20 protein-coding genes are annotated in these 20,620 nt (G+C 35.7%); 14 read left to right on the forward strand and 6 right to left on the reverse strand.

Translation table 11 applies throughout. The annotated features are described in order from the left end of the window. The first annotated feature begins 1 nt into the window (after window position 1). Together ACODR7_RS15590 and ACODR7_RS15595 are read left to right on the forward strand one after the other, a co-directional pair. On the forward strand, window positions 2-487 hold the full coding sequence (locus tag ACODR7_RS15590) for a BlaI/MecI/CopY family transcriptional regulator (protein WP_488840425.1): 486 nt from the start codon (window positions 2-4) through the stop codon (window positions 485-487). Between the two features lie 24 nt (window positions 488-511). Beyond that, window positions 512-2,296 (forward strand): DUF4153 domain-containing protein, encoded by a 1,785-nt coding sequence (locus ACODR7_RS15595; RefSeq protein WP_488840427.1) that lies wholly within the window; start codon window positions 512-514, stop codon window positions 2,294-2,296. A 155-nt stretch (window positions 2,297-2,451) separates the two neighbouring features. Here the strand turns inward: ACODR7_RS15595 and rbp are convergent, their stop codons facing one another. Further along, window positions 2,452-2,802 (reverse strand): RNA-binding regulator, encoded by a 351-nt coding sequence (gene rbp / locus ACODR7_RS15600; protein ID WP_488840428.1) that lies wholly within the window; start codon window positions 2,800-2,802, stop codon window positions 2,452-2,454. A 369-nt stretch (window positions 2,803-3,171) separates the two neighbouring features. On the opposite strand from rbp, the gene ACODR7_RS15605 reads away from it, so the two are divergent. From ACODR7_RS15605 to ACODR7_RS15650, 10 genes are all read left to right on the forward strand, one after another. Continuing rightward, complete coding sequence (locus ACODR7_RS15605) at window positions 3,172-3,585, forward strand: DUF6157 family protein (RefSeq protein WP_488840429.1); 414 nt, start codon at window positions 3,172-3,174, stop codon at window positions 3,583-3,585. A 95-nt stretch (window positions 3,586-3,680) separates the two neighbouring features. Further along, a complete protein-coding gene (locus ACODR7_RS15610) occupies window positions 3,681-4,076 on the forward strand; it encodes an acyl-CoA thioesterase (RefSeq protein ID WP_488840430.1) in 396 nt (131 codons plus the stop codon). After that, window positions 4,073-4,633: a helix-turn-helix domain-containing protein gene (locus tag ACODR7_RS15615; RefSeq protein ID WP_488840431.1), complete on the forward strand. Its 561-nt coding sequence runs from the start codon at window positions 4,073-4,075 to the stop codon at window positions 4,631-4,633. Before ACODR7_RS15610 ends, ACODR7_RS15615 begins: the two co-directional genes overlap by 4 nt. A gap of 202 nt (window positions 4,634-4,835) precedes the next feature. Continuing rightward, complete coding sequence (locus tag ACODR7_RS15620; RefSeq protein ID WP_488840432.1) at window positions 4,836-7,697, forward strand: heavy metal translocating P-type ATPase; 2,862 nt, start codon at window positions 4,836-4,838, stop codon at window positions 7,695-7,697. Between the two features lie 4 nt (window positions 7,698-7,701). Beyond that, complete coding sequence (locus tag ACODR7_RS15625; RefSeq protein WP_488840434.1) at window positions 7,702-8,430, forward strand: DUF72 domain-containing protein; 729 nt, start codon at window positions 7,702-7,704, stop codon at window positions 8,428-8,430. A gap of 295 nt (window positions 8,431-8,725) precedes the next feature. After that, window positions 8,726-9,595 (forward strand): polysaccharide deacetylase family protein, encoded by an 870-nt coding sequence (locus tag ACODR7_RS15630; RefSeq protein WP_488840436.1) that lies wholly within the window; start codon window positions 8,726-8,728, stop codon window positions 9,593-9,595. Between the two features lie 74 nt (window positions 9,596-9,669). Beyond that, window positions 9,670-10,329, forward strand: coding sequence for a YggS family pyridoxal phosphate-dependent enzyme (locus tag ACODR7_RS15635; protein ID WP_488840437.1), 660 nt, complete (start codon window positions 9,670-9,672; stop codon window positions 10,327-10,329). A gap of 56 nt (window positions 10,330-10,385) precedes the next feature. After that, complete coding sequence (locus ACODR7_RS15640; RefSeq protein WP_488840439.1) at window positions 10,386-11,570, forward strand: sigma-54-dependent transcriptional regulator; 1,185 nt, start codon at window positions 10,386-10,388, stop codon at window positions 11,568-11,570. A gap of 100 nt (window positions 11,571-11,670) precedes the next feature. Then, on the forward strand, window positions 11,671-13,047 hold the full coding sequence (locus ACODR7_RS15645; protein ID WP_488840441.1) for an MATE family efflux transporter: 1,377 nt from the start codon (window positions 11,671-11,673) through the stop codon (window positions 13,045-13,047). 67 nt (window positions 13,048-13,114) lie between these two features. Beyond that, complete coding sequence (locus tag ACODR7_RS15650; RefSeq protein WP_488840443.1) at window positions 13,115-13,936, forward strand: GLPGLI family protein; 822 nt, start codon at window positions 13,115-13,117, stop codon at window positions 13,934-13,936. Between the two features lie 42 nt (window positions 13,937-13,978). Here the strand turns inward: ACODR7_RS15650 and ACODR7_RS15655 are convergent, their stop codons facing one another. Beyond that, window positions 13,979-14,482 carry a GNAT family N-acetyltransferase gene (locus ACODR7_RS15655; protein WP_488840445.1) on the reverse strand — a complete coding sequence of 168 codons (504 nt, stop codon included), beginning with the start codon at window positions 14,480-14,482 and terminating at the stop codon, window positions 13,979-13,981. A gap of 296 nt (window positions 14,483-14,778) precedes the next feature. Continuing rightward, on the reverse strand, window positions 14,779-15,342 hold the full coding sequence (locus ACODR7_RS15660) for a Crp/Fnr family transcriptional regulator (RefSeq protein ID WP_488840447.1): 564 nt from the start codon (window positions 15,340-15,342) through the stop codon (window positions 14,779-14,781). 77 nt (window positions 15,343-15,419) lie between these two features. Here ACODR7_RS15660 and ACODR7_RS15665 point away from each other — a divergent pair, with 77 nt between their 5' ends. After that, window positions 15,420-16,109: an HAD family hydrolase gene (locus tag ACODR7_RS15665; RefSeq protein ID WP_488840449.1), complete on the forward strand. Its 690-nt coding sequence runs from the start codon at window positions 15,420-15,422 to the stop codon at window positions 16,107-16,109. A gap of 86 nt (window positions 16,110-16,195) precedes the next feature. Here the strand turns inward: ACODR7_RS15665 and ACODR7_RS15670 are convergent, their stop codons facing one another. Continuing rightward, entirely contained in the window at window positions 16,196-18,598 is a 2,403-nt protein-coding gene (locus tag ACODR7_RS15670) for a S9 family peptidase (RefSeq protein WP_488840451.1), read from the reverse strand. Window positions 18,599-18,715: 117 nt separating this feature from the next. Here ACODR7_RS15670 and ACODR7_RS15675 point away from each other — a divergent pair, with 117 nt between their 5' ends. Next, complete coding sequence (locus tag ACODR7_RS15675) at window positions 18,716-18,865, forward strand: bacteriocin-like protein (RefSeq protein WP_488840453.1); 150 nt, start codon at window positions 18,716-18,718, stop codon at window positions 18,863-18,865. Window positions 18,866-18,923: 58 nt separating this feature from the next. Here ACODR7_RS15675 and ACODR7_RS15680 read toward each other — a convergent pair whose 3' ends face one another. Both ACODR7_RS15680 and era read right to left on the reverse strand, forming a co-directional pair. After that, window positions 18,924-19,352, reverse strand: coding sequence for a DoxX family protein (locus ACODR7_RS15680; protein ID WP_488840455.1), 429 nt, complete (start codon window positions 19,350-19,352; stop codon window positions 18,924-18,926). A 69-nt stretch (window positions 19,353-19,421) separates the two neighbouring features. Beyond that, on the reverse strand, window positions 19,422-20,297 hold the full coding sequence (era, locus tag ACODR7_RS15685) for a GTPase Era (RefSeq protein ID WP_076594509.1): 876 nt from the start codon (window positions 20,295-20,297) through the stop codon (window positions 19,422-19,424). Window positions 20,298-20,620: the final 323 nt, after the last annotated feature.

Below are 20,620 nucleotides of genomic sequence, written 5' to 3' on the forward strand. Positions count from 1 at the left end.
TATGAAAATAAATCATCTTACTGCCGCAGAAGAAAACTTTATGAAGCTGTTTTGGAAAATGGAATCTTTCTATCTGAAGGATGTTATGGAGCAGCATACTGAACCGAAACCACATCAGAATACGGTTTCCACTTATTTGAAAATATTAGTTGAAAAAGGCTATCTATCTACTGTAAAAGAAGGAAGAATCTTTAAATACAGCGTGCTTGTTCCTTTAGAAGAGTATAAAAAATTTCTGTTAAAAGAGCTTTCCCATAACTTTTTTAATAATTCTGGGAAGGAAATTCTGGAGCTTTTATTAAGCGAAAAATTAATCTCCCAGGAAGATATGAAGGGTTATTTTGATCTTAAAATCGAGATAAAGCCGGCCAAAATTGAAGAACCTAAATTTGAGTTTGCTGAAGAAATCTTAAGTCCGAAAAAAGAGAAGAAAACCAAAGGAAAAGAAAAGGACAAGGACAAAAAGAAAAAAAAGAAAAAAGATTAATCTAAACCCAAAAAACACCAAATCATGAAAACAAAATTCCAGGAAACTGTAAGCCGGGCCAATAAAGTCGTTTTCCGATATCCTATGATTTTGGCAATGGCTTTATTAGCTTCTGTTGGGTTCATATGCATTATGGAAACAGAGCGCAGTGAAATTACCTCTTATATTAAATTCATCATTTGTTCCTGTCTCGGAATTTCTCTGATGTTTGCATTAAAAATGTTATCCCAGAGAATCGGGAAAGAGTTACTGCTGCAGGTATCCGGTATAATTTTCCTTATAGTTTTTTATTGTATTCTACCCGATAAAAAAAACAATTTTACAGAAGTTCATGCTTATACCATCGCTGTTACTGCCCTTCTCTCCCACTTACTGGTGTCATTTGTTCCTTTTCTGGAGAAAGACAGGGAACTCAGATTCTGGCAGTACAACAAAAATCTTTTTATCAATATCTTTCTCACTGCCGTATTTACAGGAGTTCTGACTGGCGGTGTGGAATTAGCAATCTTAGCGGTTGATAAACTTTTTGACTTTAACTTCCACGACAGAATTTACAGAGATACCTTCTTTGTTCTCGCTATTTTCGGAAGCAGTTTTATTTTTCTTTTATTTAATGATAAAGGCTTAGATAACCTTGAGAAAGATGGTACCTATCCTGTTGTTTTGAAGTTTTTCACTCAGTTTATTTTAATTCCATTACTTCTTATTTATGTAACGATTCTTTATTTCTATTCTGTTAAAATATTGATCAACTGGCAGCTTCCCAGAGGCTGGGTTTCTTACCTTGTTTTAGCTTATAGCATTGTTGGTATTCTTGCATTACTTCTGGTTCACCCGTTGAAAGAAGAAAACGCAAAATCCTGGGTGAGAATATTCTCAAAAGCATTCTATTACACCATTGTTCCTTTGATCATTCTGCTTTTCACTGCTATTTTTACCAGAATTTTAGAGTATGGTTATACAGAACCAAGGTATTTCGTTCTCCTCCTTGCTTTATGGCTGTTAAGCATTGTTGTTTATTTTATTTTCAACAAAAAAGCTACGATAAAGTTCATCCCTGTCAGCTTATTTTTATTTGGAGCTTTTGCATTAATTTTCCCTTACCTTAATGCATTCAGTGTGGCTAAGAGAAGTCAGAAAACAGAATTAATAAATATTTTAAACCAGTATCAGCTAATGAGTGCCGGCAAGATTAATTTTCAGCAAAAAGTTACAGATACCGTCCGTAATGAAATTGCTGATAAATTTGAGTTTCTGGCCGAAAGAAAGCAAAGTGAATTTCTATCATCTCTGCTAAACGAAAAAGATCAGGCTGAATTAGATGATAATATCAAAAACGGCACATTTTATAATATCAATTATAATATTCAGAACAAATTTTCGGAGGTAAATGTCACTGTAAGAAACAGAGCGTATGAAATGAACAAACTTGTTCTTGTTCGTGAAGAACAGGCCGTAGAACTCGGGAATTATCAATATTTGATTTCTTTTCATCGGTATAGCAGAGAGCCCCAAAAACTAAATAATGACCAGTTTGAACTGACAGACGAACTGACAGAAAAATCCTCATTAAAACTCAATTTAAATTCTCAGGAAGAAATAGATTTCGGACCACAGATTATGAAGCTATTTGAGGAAAATAAAAACAAAACAGGAAACGTAAAACTTCCTGAAATTGCTATGGAATCTGATTTAGGCAAATATCATGTCAAAATTATTTTCAGTGAAATTACATGGGAGAAATACTCAGATAATGATACTGCCAGCATTTACTACGAAAATGCTTATTTACTAATAAGATTACAATAATAAGCAAAAAACTGCCTGTAGTCTTTTATTTAAGCATACATTTCTCTGATGCAAAAAACTAAAAGCTGCGCTATTTACCTGCTCTCACTCTATTTAAATGATTTACTGGAAATTAAATTCCATAAAAAAAGCGGCTTAAAAGCCGCTTCATATTTTTACCAACGATTTCCGCCTCCGCCACGGTTGTTACCATAGCCTCCGCCTCTATTATTGTTGTTACCATAACCTCCACCTCTGTTGTTATCGAAGCTTCTTCTTGGCTTTTCTTCTCTTGGCTTAGCTTCAGATACGTTTAGAGCTTTTCCGTTGAATTCTTTCTGGTTAAGAGCTTCAATAGCTTGCTTTCCTTCTTCATCACCCATTTCTACGAAACCGAAACCTCTGGAACGACCAGTTTCTCTGTCTGTAACGATTTTAGCTGATGATACATCCCCAAATTCTGCGAATAGATCGTGCAACTCATACTCTTTAGTTGCGTAATTGATGTTTGAAACAAAAATGTTCATTTTAAATAAATTAAAAAATTAATAAAAATTTGGTATATAAAAGAAAAACAACATAAATTAATGAACAAATATTGATTCCAAATATAAACGTATGCAAGATACAATTAAAAATTTCAAATCAAAGCTTTTTTTAAATATTTCTTATATTATGTTTAATCTAAAAATAAAACAAGCACATAAAACAAAAACAAACAACTGAAAATCAAATACTTAAATAAAAATACATTTAATCATAAAGTTAGTTAAAGGTTTAAAAACAAATGCCAACGCTGAGCGCTCAAAATCAAGTTACTAAGATACGTATCATTCTATTTATCAACTTCCTTACCCCTCTATTCTACTTAACATTTTAATTGCCAAAACAAAAATATGAAACCATACACCACCAATTATACTAACACACTCATTGAAATTGCTGAAGACTGCTCTGTTTTCCAGGCACAGGTTCCTCCTGAAAAGAAAGAAAAAACACTCGCCAATCTCCAATATGAGAAACTTATAAAAAGTCCCTATCAATATTCATCCGATGATCTAATTTTTGAATGCTATGCTATTAAAAATGAAATTTCAGACAACGAAAAAGAAATTGAAAGGCAAAAGTTCTTTTCTAAGGGCCAGCCCTGCCTCAGATGTTCTCCTTTAGCGAAAAAGTATGGATTTGGATTCCATCATAATCCGGAAGGAAAAGTAGCACTGATTACCATAGAGAGTAAAGAATATCAAACACTGCTGAATGATTCTTCTATAACAAAAACGAAAGCCATGCGTTCCAAAAGAAAATGATTGAGAAAATGAATGATTCTTTTCAGATCAATAAATACTATTCTTTTGAAAACATCAGCTTTTAACACTAAATTTGTACTGCAAATTATTAAAAGATGAACTACCATACCAGAAAATGGGTAAAGCCCGAAGACTTAAACCCCAATCATTCTCTTTTCGGAGGAAGACTTCTTCAATGGATTGACGAAGAAGCTGCTCTTTATGCTATTATTCAGTTGGAAAACACCAAAGTAGTAACCAAATTTATTTCTGAAATCAACTTTGTCAGCTCAGCCAAACAAGGAGATATTATAGAGATAGGAATTGAAGCTACTCATTTCGGATCTTCTTCTATTACATTAAGATGTGATGTAAGAAACAAAATGACTCATCAAACCATCATTACTGTAGAAAGAATTGTCATGGTAAACCTTAACGAAGAAGGCAATCCTGCTCCTCATGGCAAAACCCACATAGAATTTGTAAAAGACAGGTTAAACAACAACCTATGAAGATCTTTATAAAAAATATGGTCTGCAACAGATGCATTGCGGCGGTAGAAACTATTTTCCGTAATGCAGAGGTAAAGACAGCGAATGTTTTACTGGGAGAAGTTGAAACAGAATATGATGTTTCTGCTCAAACAATGCATATCATAGAAAAAGAGCTGCTTGATACAGGTTTTGAAAGGATTATGGACTCTGCCCATCAGACCGTAGAAAAAATTAAAAACCTGATCATTGTCAAAATAAGTGATCTTGATATCCCGGAAGACTTTCTGCTTTCTGAATTTTTAAGTTCGAAACTTCACAAAGATTACAGCGCTCTTTCAAAAACATTTTCACAAAACGAAAATATCACATTAGAGCAGTTCTTCATTCTTCAGAAAATTGAAAAAGTGAAGGAACTTCTTTTATACAACGAATTCAATCTTACCGAAATTGCAGGAAAACTTGGTTATAAAAGTGTACAGCATCTTTCTTCCCAGTTCCGTAATGTGACCGGATTCACACCCACTGAATTCAAAAAACTCAAAGAACACCATCGCAAACCGCTTGATAATCTATAAGTTTGAGTGTTTAGGAGTGAAGGAGTTAAATATTCCTATTTCACTTATAAACGCTCATACCCTACAACTCTCAAACCCTCTTACTCTTATACTCTCCCACCCTCAAACTCTCCCACTCCACCTAATTTTATAACTATTATCCTTAAATTTATAACAACCTTCGTTTTCCATTGTGGAAATTTGTACTATAAATTTAAGAATCATGGAACAACAGTATAAAATACTCGGAATGACCTGTTCCGGCTGCCAGAAAAAGATATCAAATCAACTGAACAGTGTTGATGGTGTTAAAGCCGATGTTAATCTGGAAAACAATACCGCAACCATCACTTCCGATCATGAAGTGAAACTTTCAGTATTAAATGATGCTCTGGCAGAAATAGGAAAATACAGACTTGAAGATCCCAATACTCCTGAGACAGCCTTCGTAAAACCTCAGGACCGTGTATCCCCGTCTTCGGTATACTATTGTCCAATGGAATGCGAAGGAGATAAAGTATATTTCAAACAGGGTGAAAGATGTCCTGTCTGCAAAATGTATCTGGTTCCTATTGAAGAAAAGCTGGCCAAAGACCCTAATCACAAACCCACTTATTCATCCACCAACCTTCCTAAAAACTTTAAAGACAGTATCGGAAAACACTATTGTCCAATGTTTTGCGAAGGCGACAAAGTATATGATGAAAAAGGCAGTTGCCCTGTTTGTCATATGGATTTAGAACCGATTACGGAAGAAATTGCCCAAAAAGCAAATTCGCACCAGCATCACTCTCATTCTCAAAGCCATCATGATCATCACCACAGCCATAGTCATGAAATGCCTAAAATAACTGATGAAATGGCAGGTAGATATTACTGTCCTATGTATTGTGAAGTCGACAAAACTTACGATTCCAATGTAGGATGTCCGGTTTGTGGAATGGACCTTGTAAAATACCCTGAAAAGAAAACCGCAAAATACACCTGTCCCATGCATCCGGAAATCATTCGTGACGAACCGGGAGACTGCCCGATCTGTGGAATGGATCTCATAAGAATGCCCGACAGCAATGATAATGATGAAGATGAAACTTACAATATATTAAAAAGAAAATTCATTACTTCACTGGCGTTTACTATACCGGTTTTCATTCTCTCAATGGGAGGAATGTTGATCAACTTTCCTTTCTCTCATCAGATTCAGGGATTTATTGAACTTGCTTTTACACTTCCGGTGATGTTTTATTCAGGCTGGTTCCTGTTGAAAAGAGGCTGGGTTTCATTCAAAACATGGAACCTCAATATGTTCAGTCTTATTGCTCTGGGAGTTGCTGCAGCATTTATTTTCAGTATTGTTGCTCTGATATTTCCAGATATTATCCCACATGAAATCCGTGGACACAATCATGAAATCCCATTGTATTTTGAGGCAGTCTGTGTGATTTTAACTCTTGTCATTTTAGGTCAGCTGATGGAAGCAGCAGCTCATAAAAAAACAGGGAATGCCATCAAAGAATTAATGAACCTTTCACCGGATGAAGCTAACCTTATGGTAAATGGTGAAGAAAAGAAAGTGCTGCTTTCCCAGGTAAAAATAGGAGATTTATTAAAAGTAAAACCTGGTGAAAAAATTCCTGTAGACGGAAAAATCACTGAGGGTAATTCTATTGTAGACGAAAGTATGATTACCGGAGAACCTGTTCCTGTTGAAAAAAATGTAGACGATAAAGTATCTTCCGGTACCATCAACGGAAATCAGGTATTCATTATGAAGGCAGAAAAGGTAGGCGATGAAACTCTGCTTTCCCAAATCATTAAAATGGTGAATGAAGCCAGCCGCAGCAAAGCTCCTATCCAGAAAATTACAGATAAGGTTTCAAAAGTATTTGTCCCTGTGGTAATTCTTATGGCAGTCCTTACTTTCATTCTATGGCAATTCTTCGGTCCGGAAGGAAAAAGAACTTTATTTGCTTTCGTAAATGCGGTTGCTGTTTTAATTGTGGCTTGTCCTTGTGCTCTTGGGCTGGCAACTCCTATGTCTTTAATGGTAGGAATTGGAAAAGGCGCTAAAAACGGAATCCTTATTAAAAATGCAGAAGCTCTTGAACAGATGAATAAAGTAAATGTTTTGATTACCGATAAAACAGGAACTTTAACAGAAGGGAAACCTTCAGTAGAACATATTGAAACAGTAAACGGAGACCAGCATCAGATTTTAAAACTGGCTTTTTCTTTGAATCAAAATTCTGAACATCCACTTTCCAATGCTGTCATAAAAAAAGCAAAAGAAGAGAATCTGACGGCTGAAAAAGTATATCAGTTTGAAAACATATCCGGAAAAGGAGTCAAAGGAAATATCAACGGTAAGACCGCTTATCTTGGAAATGAAAGTCTATTGACCTCGCATCAGATTATGATTCCGGAGAGCTTAAAACAGAAAGCAGTAGAAGTTCAGTCTAAAGCCCATACGATTTCTTATATCGCACAGGAACAGCAGGTGCTGGGATTCGTAAGTTTTACGGATAAAATCAAAGAAAGCTCTAAAAAAGCCATAAAACAGCTGATGAGTGAAGGAATAGACGTCATCATGATGACAGGAGACAACGAACATACCGCCAAAGCCGTTGCTGATGAATTAGGAATCAAACATTTCAAAGCCAACTGCCTTCCTGAAGATAAACTGAATGAAGTAAAAAAACTGCAGCAACAGGGTAAAATCGTAGCGATGACCGGAGACGGGATCAATGACTCTCCTGCCCTTGCACAATCTGATGTGGGAATTGCCATGGGAACAGGAACAGATGTTGCGATTGAAAGTGCTGAGATCACTTTATTAAAAGGAGATATCTTAGGTGTTGCAAAAGCTAAACTATTGAGTGAAAAGCTTCTCAAAAACATTAAAGAGAACCTGTTCTTTGCTTTCATTTATAATGTTTTAGGAGTTCCGGTTGCGGCAGGATTATTGTATCCATTCTTTGGAATTCTTTTATCACCAATGATTGCAGCTGCTGCCATGAGTTTCAGTTCCCTGTCTGTGATACTGAATTCATTGAGACTCAACTCCGTGGATCTGGATATAAAATAATATCATGACAAAAGAAAATCTTTACATAGGATGTTCGGGATTTTACAATAACGACTGGAAAGGGTCTTTATATCCCGCAGATGCCAAGAGTAAAGATTTTCTTTCTTTATATTCAACAACGTTCAATGCCGTAGAAATCAATTCTACTTTTTATAGGAAACCAACCTCAAAAACATTGTTGAAGTGGTATGATGAAACACCTGATGATTTCAGATTCTTCATTAAAATTCCAAAAGCCATCACCCATCAAAACCGGCTTGAAAGTTCCAAAGATGAGATTACTCCATTCTGCGACCATATTCAAAACAGCCTGAAGGATAAACTTTCCGGATTTCTATATCAGCTTCCTCCTTCCTTTAAAAATACCACAGAGAACACAGACCGGATCATCAGCAATACTGATCACAGATTTCTGAACGTCATTGAATTCCGTCACAACTCATGGTGGCAAACAGAAGTATTTGATCTTTTAAAAAAACATAATATTATTTTCTCAGGTGTAAGTTTTTCTGGCAATCTTCCCGAAGACCTTATTATTAATCATTCGGAGATAGTTTATTACAGACTTCATGGGAAACCTGTTCTTTACAAATCAGAATATAGTAAAGATTTCATGGATGCATTAGCTGAAAAGATAAAAAATACCACACAAACCTCATTTATTTTCTTCAATAATACCTGGGGAACAGCTGCTATTAAAAATTCCCTGTATTTAAAAAGCTTTTTTAAATAATAAACCGACTGTAATTATTTGATTTTGTTAAAATAAAATAATTCCCTGATAATTGAAGAATATTAAAACTTCATCAAACATAGAAAAATACTATCGTTTTCATATTTATAAATGTTAAATTTTACAGAAAATCAGATCATAAATTTACAATTCATCAGGTAATGGAAACATCCTTTAAAATAAAGTTCTTAAAATAAACTTAAAAAGAAAAATACCTGCACAGCATGGCATATAATTTGTTAATTTTTAACTGTTATTTTTAACGATTTTTAACAATTTAAATTCCATTATTTTTATGAGAAAAATTTTTGCGGGAAAGTCAAAAAATATGACTTTTCTCGGGATGGTTGTATTGATGAGTACAACTTCGGCTTTATTAAACAGCTGTAATTTCAAGAATGAGGTGAACAATGATCCCGTCGTCAGTTCACAGGAACATCCTTCCGCAGAAATAATCCCCAATAATATAGATGACGAAAGTGTAGACCCGGATAAAAGAGTGATCTACCTTACCTTTGATGACGGACCCAATCAGGGAACTGAAAATCTTTTAAAAATCCTGGACAAAAGAAATGTTTGTGCCACTGCCTTTCTGGTAGGGAAACATGCTTATGGCAGTAAAAAACAGAAGGACGACCTGCTCTTGCTTAAGCAAAACCCCTTGATAGAACTGGCCAACCATAGCTTTTCCCATGCCCACAACAAATACACCGATTTTTATAAAAATGCACAAGCTGTAGTTCACGATTTTGACATCGCCAAAGACAGCCTGAAGCTTACCGATAAAATAGCACGAACTCCCGGAAGAAATATCTGGAGACTCAACAATATTAATGTAACAGATATCAAAAGTTCCACTGTAGCAGCAGATGGTCTTAAAAAAGCCGGCTATAAAGTAATTGGATGGGATCTTGAGTGGAGGCCTTCTCAAAAAATGACTTTAAAAGGAAGTCATGAAGCCATGATCAAGAAAGTAGACAGTATTTTCCTGAACGATCTTGAAAAGACTTCAAGACACCTTGTGTTTCTTACCCACGACCAGTATCTGAGAGATGCGGACTCTATCAATGAGCTGGACATGTTTATTGAAAAATTGCAGAAGAGCAACAAATTTGTTTTCAGAAAAATATCGCAGTATCCCAAGATCAATGAGGTTCTGAATTAATTTTACCGTAAAACTACCATGTAAAATGTATTCATCACTGGCAACTGTCAGGGAATTTTCGGAAATTTGCATCTATGAGTATTAAAGAAAATTATAAAACTATAAAAGACCAGCTGCCATCGGATGTTCAGCTGGTTGCTGTTTCAAAAACACATCCGGCTTCTGCAGTACAGGAAGTATACGATCTTGGACAAAAGGTTTTTGGAGAAAACAAAGTACAGGAACTGATGGAAAAAGCCCCTCATCTTCCTCAGGATATACAATGGCATCTGATTGGTCACTTACAGACCAACAAAGTGAAATACATTGCTTCCTTCATAGATACCATACAAAGTGTGGATTCTGAAAAATTATTAACAGAAATCAATAAGGAAGCAGGAAAGCACAACAGGAAGATTAAAGTTCTTCTGCAAGTAAAAATAGCGGCAGAAGAAAGCAAGTTCGGGCTTGAAATTTCTGAAGCGAAAGATCTTTTCCAACAATACACTGAAGGCAAATTTCCTCATGTTGAAGTTACCGGACTGATGGGAATGGCTACATTCACTGACGATGAGCAGCAGGTTAGAAATGAATTTTTAACATTAAAGATGCTTTTTGATGAATTAAATCAATTAAAAACTTTAAATACCTTATCAATGGGAATGAGTGATGATTTCCCGATAGCCATTGAGTGTGGGGCTAACTCTGTAAGGGTTGGATCTGCCATTTTTGGGAGAAGAGACTACTCCAAATAGAATATTTAGGTACAGTTTTTGCTAATAATTGAAACAAAAAATTTAAATTTGCAACTATGCAAAAAATCCTTATAGTAGAAGACGAAAAAGCAATCTCGGGAGTACTTCACAGTATTCTTTCGGATGAACTCACCGATTATGAATTTGTTATCGCCGAAGATGGCCTTGAAGGTTACAAACAGGTAGAAAAAGAAGATTTCGCACTGGTGATTTCCGATATTAAGATGCCTAAAGTTTCAGGAACCGAACTTTTGAAGCAGAGCCTTGCATTAAAACCAGAAACTACTTTTATCATGATCTCAGGCCACGCAGATATTGATTCTGCCGTTTCCTGTTTAAAGGAGGGTGCATACGATTTTATCTCCAAACCAATTGATATCAACAGATTGATTACAAGTGTGAAAAACGCATTGGTTAAAGAGACTCTGAAGAAAGAAAACAAAAATCTTCAGACTGAAAATAAAACCTTAAAGAAAAAAGTAAGCAAAAAATACCAGATGATTGGTACATCTCCTGCTCTTCAAAAGATTCAGGATATGATCGAAAAGGTAGCTGTTTCCGACGCCAGAGTTCTAATCACAGGGCCTAACGGTGCAGGAAAAGAGCTGGTTGCTCATGCTATCCATAATCAGAGTGACCGTGCAAGAGGTCCTATGATAGAGGTAAACTGTGCTGCGATTCCGTCTGAACTAATTGAATCTGAACTTTTCGGGCACGTAAAAGGATCTTTTACGGGGGCTATTAAAGATAAACAGGGAAAATTTGAGCAGGCTAACAACGGTACGATCTTCCTTGACGAGATTGGTGACATGAGTCTTATTGCTCAGGCTAAGGTATTGAGAGCGCTACAGGAAAGCAAAGTTTCACCTGTGGGAAGTGATAAAGAAATCAAAGTTGATGTAAGAGTAATTGCAGCAACGAATAAAAATATGCAGAAAGAAATTGAGGAAGGAAAATTCAGAGAAGACCTTTACCACAGACTTTCTGTTATTGAAATCTATGTTCCGCCATTGGATGAAAGAAAAGAGGACATCAAATTATTGGTTGAGCATTTTTCAGGCATGATTGCTGATGAGCATGGTACTGCTGCGAAAAAGTTTGATGATAAAGCTATTGATGCTTTAAAAGCACTTTCATGGACTGGAAATATCCGAGAATTAAGGAATGTTGTTGAAAGATTGATTATTCTTGGTGGAAACACTGTTTCCGAAGGTGACGTTGCAAGTTTTGTAAGGAAATAATAAGCTATTATTGACCATATTATAAAAATTTGCAGTGTTACCACTGCAAATTTTTTTTTGACCCTATTTGAATGATAAACTATATGAATCTTAAAATATTATGAACTTTTTAAACAAAAACTATACAAAAGAATGCCTGACTTTGGCTCTGCCTGTGATGCTTACCCAGGTGGGGCAAGTTTCAGTAAACTTATTCGACAATATTATTGTCGGAAAACTGTTGGGTGCTGATGCACTGGCATCCGTTTCATTGGGAAATGCTGTCTTTTTCTCCATATTTGTGTTAGCACTGGGGTTTTCATTCGCCATTCCGCCATTGGTTTCGGAGGCGCATTCCAAAGAGGATCATGCTACGATCAATTCTGTATTCAGCCATGGTTTTATTATCAATATGTCTGTCGGAATTATTCTGATGGTCATTCTCCTTTTGGGAATGCCACTCCTCTACCACTCAGGACAGCCTGCCAAGATTATTCCTGATACCGTAGGTTTCTTAAGTATTATGGTGGTCAGTATGATTCCATTCATGGCATTTCAGACGCTTCGTGAAGTTTCCGAAGGTTTATCCTATACCATTGGAGTTACCAAAGCAACCATTATTGCGAATATCATCAATATTGCCTTAAACTATGTCTTTATCAAAGGACTTTGGGGAATTCCGGCAATGGGGGTACAGGGATCTGCACTGGCCACCTTGATTTCCAGAATCTTCATGGTGGTTTTCCTTTATTTTGTGTTGGTAAAAGAAGAAAGAACAAGACGTTATATCAAAGATTTTTCTTTAAAAATTCAGGATTTCTCAAAGCAGATGTTTGATAAAATGGTAAGACTTGGATTACCTACAGCTTTACAGATGTTCTTTGAAGTAACTGCTTTTGCCGGAGCTGCATTTATATGTGGACTGATCTCTGCTCACGATATTGCTTCTCACCAGATTGCTTTAAGCATGGCTTCATTTACCTTCAATTTATGTGTAGGATTCAGTGTGGCCTCTACCGTAATGATTGGCAGAAAACTTGGTGAACAGAATTTTGTGGAATTGAGAAAGGTAGGAATCAACAACCTGAAAATTGCCTTTATTTTCATGTGTATCTGTGGATTGGTATTTATTTTAGGCAGAAACATTCTTCCAACTTTCTTCACAAAAAAAGAAGAGGTGGAAGTTATTATGCTGGCATCTAAACTCATGATTATCGCTGCTTTGTTCCAGCTTTCTGACGGAATCCAGGTGACCGCTTTGGGAATGCTGAGAGGGTTACAGGACGTCAAAATTCCATCTATTTATACCTTCATTGCCTATTGGGTCATTACTATTCCTTTAGGATATTTCTTCTGTGTTACTTTAGAAATGGGCGCATTCGGAATGTGGATCGCACTGGGATTAGGACTGACAGTATCTGCAGTTTTCCTCGTAAAACGATTTTTAAATATGTCGGCAAAAAGAATTAAGCAGAATATACAGACAAAAACACAATAAAATTAAGCGCAGATGTAAAAAACCTGCGCTTTTTTATTATTTTTGGAATCTATAACCATCAATAGAAATGAAAAAAACACTGATCTTCCTTGCCTTATATGCAGGCTCTTTATTTCAATCTCAAACCAACAGGTTTACTTACGAACTTCAGTACCGCAAAAATACATCACAACAATATATAACAACCCTTATGAACCTGGACATCAACCCCGGTTCTGTTAAATTTTATGATAAAGGCTTTGCTGATTATGATGAAAAAAATAAAAATGCAAATCAGCAGATTTCCCGATACAGTACAAAAACAGACCAGGTGGTGATAAGAAAATCTGATACTTTTAAAAACAACTGGTACAGAGATTTTTTTGATTATTTTGTGGTAAAAACAAATGATGAAATGAAGTGGCAAATCATTCAGGAAACCAAAGAATACAATGGTTACAAGCTCCAGAAAGCCATTACAGATTTCGGTGGCAGAACCTGGAATGCCTGGTTTTCCAACGAAGTGAATATACAGGAAGGTCCTTACAAATTCAGAGGTCTTCCCGGTCTCATCTTTATCTTAGAAGATACGGATCAAAACTTTGTCTATAAGCTGATTAAGAATGAAAAACTCACTACAGACTACGATACCCAGGATTTTCTGGAAACCCATTATGGCAAGCCGGCTATACCGATAAGCAATCAGAAATTTAATAAATATATTGAAGACATCTACCAAAATCCTACAAGAATTTTTTCCGAGAGAATAAAGAGCGGAGAAAAGACTAACTTTAAAAATGAAACGATAGAATCTGTAGAAGAACTCAATAAAAAAAAGGAAATGCTCCAAAATGGAATCAAAGGCCGTTATATCTATATTGAAAAGGATAAACAACCTGAATTCAACTGATAATAAGTTACAAATAAAGCGGCAGAGGCCGCTTTTATATTTTTAATCAATTCTTCTGCCCAATATGACCAGGCTTCTTTCTATTCCGTCCAAAACAGCAACATTCGGAAGATTTCCCCAATCTTCAAACCCGAAATGCCTGAAGAGCTTTAAGCTGGGTTCATTATGAAGGAAAATAAGGGCCACAAGGTTTTTTACTCCAAATTTCTCCGCATTATCAATACAATACCGGAGAATTGTTTTGCCATATCCTTTTCCCCTGCAGGACTCATCAAGATAAATGCTTACTTCTACCGTACCGTTATACGCTGCCCTTTCATGAAATGAACTGAAACTTACCCAACCAACGGTTTGCTCCTGGTCATCTTCCACTACCCAAAGCGGTCTTGTCTGGGGATTATGCTCTTCAAACCATTTTAGCTTGCTTTCGACAGAAACTTCTTCCATGTCTGCAGTGACCATTCTTGAGGCAATGGTTGAGTTGTAGATGGCTACGATTTTATTTAAATCGGCCAACTCAGCATTTCTGAAATTTAATTTTTCCATGAATATTGTAATTCAACTTATTCTCATACAAAAATACTAAATTTTAAAACCACCCCTATAAAAACACACTTAATTTATTATATTTTAATATTTAAAGCAAACACACCCCTAAAAACACAATTATTTTTTTTAGAACATGCAAAGGAGCAATAAGATTGAAAGCTAGTTTTTTTAAGACGCAAGGATTTTATTGCTCTCAGATTATGCTAATTAAGCAGATTGTTATGGAAAAACCTGCGCAATCTCCTCAATCTGCGAGAAAAATAACCGTAATTTCATTAGCATATTCAACAAAATTATTTCAAATCTTTTAAAATTCTATTCAAGCTTCTCACTGTAATTCCAAGATAGGCCGCCATATCCTCTTTGGAAATCTGAATATTCTGCTTAGACTGCATTTGAAGCAATTGCTTTAAAGTATGTTCTACCGTATAGAGTTGTTGATAGGAAGCTCTGCTGGAAGTATTGATAATTCGTTCTGCAAAAGACTCTAAAAGAAGATTGTTCAGTACAAGATCATTTTTAATCAAAGATCTGAAAGCAGGAATTTTTACTGCGTATGCTACAACTTCCGTAAGAGCCTCAATACTACACAGGCAGTTTATATTTTTAATCAATTCCACTTCCCCGATTATTTCTCCACTTCCCAGAAACTCAACAATATATTCTTTTCCGTTCTCTTCTACTAAATAACATTTGACAATGCCTTCTTTAATCAGCATGACATGAGAAAGCTGATGATCCTGTATAAGCACTTTATCCCCTGCAGAAAAGAGCTTTACTATAATATCATCACGATCATTCCGCTTTTCATACAGCTCATTGAGATAGTTTAAAAATGTCTGATTTGTTCTTAACATATTTCACCCGGGACAAATGTCCTTTTCTTATTGAGTTTTTATATTGAATTTTGCGGAAAGAAAATTACAAAACAAAAATGAATAATCATATTACTACGATTGCCTTTGATGCAGATGATACGCTTTGGATCAACGAACCTTATTTTCAGGAAGCAGAAAAAGAATTCTGCATGCTCCTTGAAGATTATCTTCCACAACATTCAATATCACAGGAATTGTTTAAAACAGAAATGCAGAATCTTCATTTATATGGCTATGGAGTAAAAGGATTTATGCTTTGCATGATTGAAACCATCGGTAGAGTTTCTAATAATACAGCATCATTGGAATTAGTAAACAAAGCTATCCAGCTAGGTCAGGGGCTTCTTCAGAAACCCATTGAATTGCTGGATGGCGTTACAGAAACCCTTGAAAGCTTAAAAGGAAAATACAGACTGGTTGTCGCTACAAAAGGCGATTTGCTGGATCAGGAGCGTAAACTGAAAAATTCGGGATTACAGGATTATTTTCATCACATTGAAATCATGAGTGACAAAAAAGAAGACGATTACAAAAAACTTTTGAAACATCTGGACTGCCAACCTGAAAACTTTCTGATGCTTGGAAATTCTATCAAATCAGATATCCTGCCGGTATTGGAAATCGGAGGATCTGCCGCTCATATTCCTTATCATGTCACCTGGAGCCATGAGCAGCATGATGTAAACCTGGAGCACCCGAATTTTTTGGAGCTTAAGAGTATTGATGAGATTTTGAAGCGCTTTTAAATACAATATAACTAACGTCCCAACTTCCTTATTATATTTTTTAATCAAAAAAAGAGACTGTTTCCTATAAACAGTCTCTTTTTTATTTATTTCTTCAAGCATTTTTCAAGGAACTGATCCTGTTCCCATAAAAGGTGTAAGATATTTTCTTTTGCCTGGTAACTGTGGGCTTCTTTTGGAAGAAGAACCATTTTTACCGGAGCACCCAGATTTTTCAATGCCTGAAAGTATCTTTCAGTCTGCAATGTAAATGTTCCCGGGTTATTATCTGCATCACCGTGAATCAGAAGAAGCGGAGTCTTCATTTTGTCGGCATGCATGAAAGGAGACATCGTGTTGTAGATTTCCGGAACATCCCAATAGTTTCTCTGCTCACTCTGGAACCCGAATGGTGTCAACGTTCTGTTATAAGCACCACTTCTTGCAATTCCACATGCAAAGAGGTTAGAATGGGTAAGAAGGTTTGCGGTCATAAATGCCCCATAAGAATGTCCTCCTACAGCCACTTTCTTTCTGTCGATATATCCTAAATGATCTACCGCATCAATAGCTGCCGCTGCATTGGCTACCAACTGAGGAATAAAAGTATCATTAGGTTCTGTTTTTCCTTCTCCAACAATTGGGAAAGCAGCATTATCTAATACTGCATATCCTTTTGCCGTCCAATATACAAAAGAGCCATACGTTGGGAATGTAAAGTCATTATCATTCTGAGTACTCTGCCCTGCAGTATCCTTATCTTTATATTCTCTAGGATAGGCCCAGATTAATAAAGGTAATTTTTCTTTCTTTGCCTTTCTATCATAGTTTGCAGGCAAATACAGCGTTCCCGTTAGCGTAACACCATCATTCCTCTTATAAGTAATCACTTCTTTGTAAACGTCTTTGATGCCTTCAAAAGGGTTTGCAAAACTGGTTACTGCTTCAGCTTTATTGGATTTAATATTCTTTTTAAAATAATTCGGATATTGGCTTGGAGACTGCTGAGTAGTCAGGATTTCTCCTTTTGAAGGATTTAAAATATCTACAATCCCTTCTTTGGCATTTTTAAGATCAGAGGTATAAAGTCTTTTCTTTTTCAATGATTTAACATCCATTTCGTCGATAAACGGGTGCTGTCCATCTTTGGTAAATCCATCTCCGATAAGGTAGGCTTTTCCACCTTTCATATCGATTACAGATCTTCCGTATTGGTTTTTCGTTGTGTTGAAATGTCCCGGATCACTGTAAACATCCTGATAATTTCGATCATCGAAAACTTTAGATTCTCCGCTGTTAAGATCCAGCAGGTAGGATTTTGTATTTCTTGTATCATACCAGCCTTCAGAAACAATAGCATAATGATCATTAGTCCAGACTACGTCCTTAAATCTCTGCTTTGTTTTGAAGAAAGATTTGGGAGCCATTGTAAACGGCGCTTCCCAGGTAAATATCTCGTCTCTGTACTCTGCTGCTTTGGATTGATCTCCTCCATCCAAAGCTTCCGCATAAGTAAGGGTAGCCGGCGCATCGCTTCTCCATGTCATTTCTCTTTTTCCGGTTCTTACAGAGGAGAATCCTTTGGGCATGATTTCATTCAAGGGAACATCATTTACCGTTTTTACAGTATTTCCTTTCATATCATACACTATTGTTGTTGATGGAAATCTGCTGAGTGGCACAATATAAGAGAATGGCTTTTTAATAACTGTCGCCAATAAGTAATTTCCGTCCGGAGATAAACTTAATCCGGCATACATATCCTGATCTTTCAGTTTTTTAAGATTTCCTGTAAGATCTACATGATAAATTTCAGAAGCTGTAAGCGTTTCAAAGTTTTTTTCGTCCTGAGGGTTCTTCAAAAGGTCCTGATAAGTCCTGTTCTGGGAAACTTTACCATCTGCTGTTGAAACAACAGGACCTGTCGGAAGATCTTCGTTTGCATTGATAAGAGCAGCTCTGTTTTGTGGAAGAGTTCTGATCACGAAGCTTTGAGAATCTTTATACCATATATATGGCATTCCTAAATTGGCATTTAGGTTATCTGCTGTAATCTTTTTGGCAGACGCTGTTTCCATATCCACGACCCAAAGTTCTACTCCTTTAGCGGTTGTATTGGTAAAAGCCAGCTTCTTTTCATCCGGTGAAAACGAAACGTATGCAATTTTTGAGTTGGAAGGCAGGTTTTTTACCTGAATCTCATTTTTATCATTAAGCTTTCTGATCTTCAGATTATTGGAGTAGATCATGCTGCTTGAAATATTAGTCACCGGATTGATTCTAAGTCCGCCAAGCTTCATTTCATTCTGACTGAGGTCTTCCAATGTTTTATATGTAGGGCGATACGTAAACACTACCCAGTCTTTTTTGCTGTTCATCAGAACACTCGGAGGTCTTTCATAATCTGCGAGTTTTAAAATCTCAGCAGAAGGTTTCTGATAGTTAATATTTTCCTGTGCATCATAAAAATTGAGAAATGCCAAGAGGCAAATAGTCAGTTTTATCTTCATTATAAATTCATTTTCTACGAATGTAGTGAATTTTAAAAGAATTTTAACACTGGAAAATAAGACTCCTTTTAGTGTCATATTTTTTTTTATTATTTTTATCTTACAAATTAAAATAATATGAAAAATTTAAAAAAATTATCAAAAGTAGATTTAAAAATGATCAACGGAGGAAATGCTCCGTTATGTGATGCTGGTTTTATGGCCTGCAGAGTAAGAGATGAAAACGGAGCTCTGATCTGGGAATGCTTACCTCACTGCAATTATTAACAACGAAAAAGGCACTTCATTTCGTGAAGTGCCTTCTTTATTTTATATTGTTGTAAAATTACCAGTCTGAAGCTCTTTTTCTTCTTTCAATCATATGATCTACTGAAAATTTTCCAGCCCCAATTACCATAAGCAAAAGATAAACGGAAAGATAGATAAGGCTCATTTCTCTTTTTTCGAATGAATCCGCTCCATGTACTACAAAAGCAGCAATAATCATGGTAAAGATCAGAAACCCTAAAGAAACTCTAGTAAAAAGTCCTAATATCAGTAGTATTGAACATACAAACTCAGCAAAAACCGTCAGAATCAGTGATACCTGCGGTCCCAATCCCATAAAATCAAAAAACTCAATTTTACCACCTGCCAACAGCATCTGAAGCTTTGGAAAACCATGAGAAAGCATGGCAAAACCAACAAACACTCTCACAGCCAGTAAAATAATATCTTTAGGTATTGAGCTGAAATTTGAATTATTATAGTTCATGTACTAAAAAATTTATACTAAGGTACTAAAAAAATCTGTTAATACAACGGCATTACAGGCTATTTTAGTCTATCTGTAACCGAAATTTTTAAGATCTCTGTCGTTCTTTCTCCAGTCTTTTTTCACTTTTACAAAAAGGTTTAAGTGAATTTTTTTGGTGAAAAACTTTTCAAGGTCTATTCTGGCTTCTGTTCCAACTTTTTTGATAGCTTCTCCTTTATGCCCGATAATAATTCCTTTCTGAGTATCTCTTTCTACATAAATAATAGAGTCTATAAAGATAATTCCTTCTTTCTCTTTGAACTGTTCAGTCACAACTTCTACAGAGTATGGAATTTCTTTATCATAATTCAAAAGAATTTTCTCACGAATAGCCTCATTAACAAAAAATCTTTCAGGTTTATCTGTATACTGATCCTTATCGTAGTAAGGAGGGTTCTCAGGAAGTAAAGATTTTATTTTAGGTAAAATAACGTCTGTATTAAAGGCATTCAATGCAGAAATAGGTAAAATTTCAGCCTTAGGAATTCTGTTATGCCATTCTTCTACCAATTTTTCAAGGCCTGCCTGATCCGTCTGGTCTACTTTATTAAGAAGAAGAAGAACAGGTACCGGGATTTTATTCAGTTTATCTATTAAAAATTCTGATGGTTCTGCTTTATCGGTAACATCTACAATAAACAGGAAAACGTCAGCATCCTGTAAAGAGTCCTTTACAAAATCCATCATTTTCTCCTGCAGTCCGTATTTTGGATCCAATACTCCCGGAGTATCAGAAAATACGATCTGAAGATCATCTTCATTATAAATCCCAAAAATTCTGTGACGGGTTGTCTGAGCTTTCTGCGTTACAATCGCCAGCTTCTCTCCCATTAATTGGTTAAGCAAGGTCGATTTTCCCGCATTGGGCTTTCCAACTATATTTACAAATCCAGCTTTGTGCATAAAAATAATATTACGAACTGCAAAGTTAGTAAAACAAAATTGGTCTTTACGGTTAATCTTAATTTTTAAAGAAAAAAGAGAGTTATATTTCTAAATATGTGATGAGAAAAGGAGATTTACAGAGAGTCGATTGCTGAGCTAACCACCCCGTCAAAAATTCGTTGAATTTTTGCCATACTCCAAATGGAGGAATTATTGTTCTTTACATTGTAATTTTGACAATAAATAAGTTGAATTCGGAATAATTTTGATCACCTTCATCACAATATTTCTTACAAAAACTACCGGATAATTTTGTATTGCATTAGTTAAAACTGATATTT

Source organism: Chryseobacterium sp. FG46, assembly GCF_057809135.1.

Bases quoted from the DNA above. Each gene is read 5' to 3' on its own strand.
- ACODR7_RS15590 (WP_488840425.1), top strand. From the start codon at position 2: ATGAAAATAAATCATCTTACTGCCGCAGAAGAAAACTTTATGAAGCTG.
- ACODR7_RS15595 (WP_488840427.1), top strand. From the start codon at position 512: ATGAAAACAAAATTCCAGGAAACTGTAAGCCGGGCCAATAAAGTCGTT.
- rbp (WP_488840428.1), bottom strand. From the start codon at position 2,802: ATGAACATTTTTGTTTCAAACATCAATTACGCAACTAAAGAGTATGAG.
- ACODR7_RS15605 (WP_488840429.1), top strand. From the start codon at position 3,172: ATGAAACCATACACCACCAATTATACTAACACACTCATTGAAATTGCT.
- ACODR7_RS15610 (WP_488840430.1), top strand. From the start codon at position 3,681: ATGAACTACCATACCAGAAAATGGGTAAAGCCCGAAGACTTAAACCCC.
- ACODR7_RS15615 (WP_488840431.1), top strand. From the start codon at position 4,073: ATGAAGATCTTTATAAAAAATATGGTCTGCAACAGATGCATTGCGGCG.
- ACODR7_RS15620 (WP_488840432.1), top strand. From the start codon at position 4,836: ATGGAACAACAGTATAAAATACTCGGAATGACCTGTTCCGGCTGCCAG.
- ACODR7_RS15625 (WP_488840434.1), top strand. From the start codon at position 7,702: ATGACAAAAGAAAATCTTTACATAGGATGTTCGGGATTTTACAATAAC.
- ACODR7_RS15630 (WP_488840436.1), top strand. From the start codon at position 8,726: ATGAGAAAAATTTTTGCGGGAAAGTCAAAAAATATGACTTTTCTCGGG.
- ACODR7_RS15635 (WP_488840437.1), top strand. From the start codon at position 9,670: ATGAGTATTAAAGAAAATTATAAAACTATAAAAGACCAGCTGCCATCG.
- ACODR7_RS15640 (WP_488840439.1), top strand. From the start codon at position 10,386: ATGCAAAAAATCCTTATAGTAGAAGACGAAAAAGCAATCTCGGGAGTA.
- ACODR7_RS15645 (WP_488840441.1), top strand. From the start codon at position 11,671: ATGAACTTTTTAAACAAAAACTATACAAAAGAATGCCTGACTTTGGCT.
- ACODR7_RS15650 (WP_488840443.1), top strand. From the start codon at position 13,115: ATGAAAAAAACACTGATCTTCCTTGCCTTATATGCAGGCTCTTTATTT.
- ACODR7_RS15655 (WP_488840445.1), bottom strand. From the start codon at position 14,482: ATGGAAAAATTAAATTTCAGAAATGCTGAGTTGGCCGATTTAAATAAA.
- ACODR7_RS15660 (WP_488840447.1), bottom strand. From the start codon at position 15,342: ATGTTAAGAACAAATCAGACATTTTTAAACTATCTCAATGAGCTGTAT.
- ACODR7_RS15665 (WP_488840449.1), top strand. From the start codon at position 15,420: ATGAATAATCATATTACTACGATTGCCTTTGATGCAGATGATACGCTT.
- ACODR7_RS15670 (WP_488840451.1), bottom strand. From the start codon at position 18,598: ATGAAGATAAAACTGACTATTTGCCTCTTGGCATTTCTCAATTTTTAT.
- ACODR7_RS15675 (WP_488840453.1), top strand. From the start codon at position 18,716: ATGAAAAATTTAAAAAAATTATCAAAAGTAGATTTAAAAATGATCAAC.
- ACODR7_RS15680 (WP_488840455.1), bottom strand. From the start codon at position 19,352: ATGAACTATAATAATTCAAATTTCAGCTCAATACCTAAAGATATTATT.
- era (WP_076594509.1), bottom strand. From the start codon at position 20,297: ATGCACAAAGCTGGATTTGTAAATATAGTTGGAAAGCCCAATGCGGGA.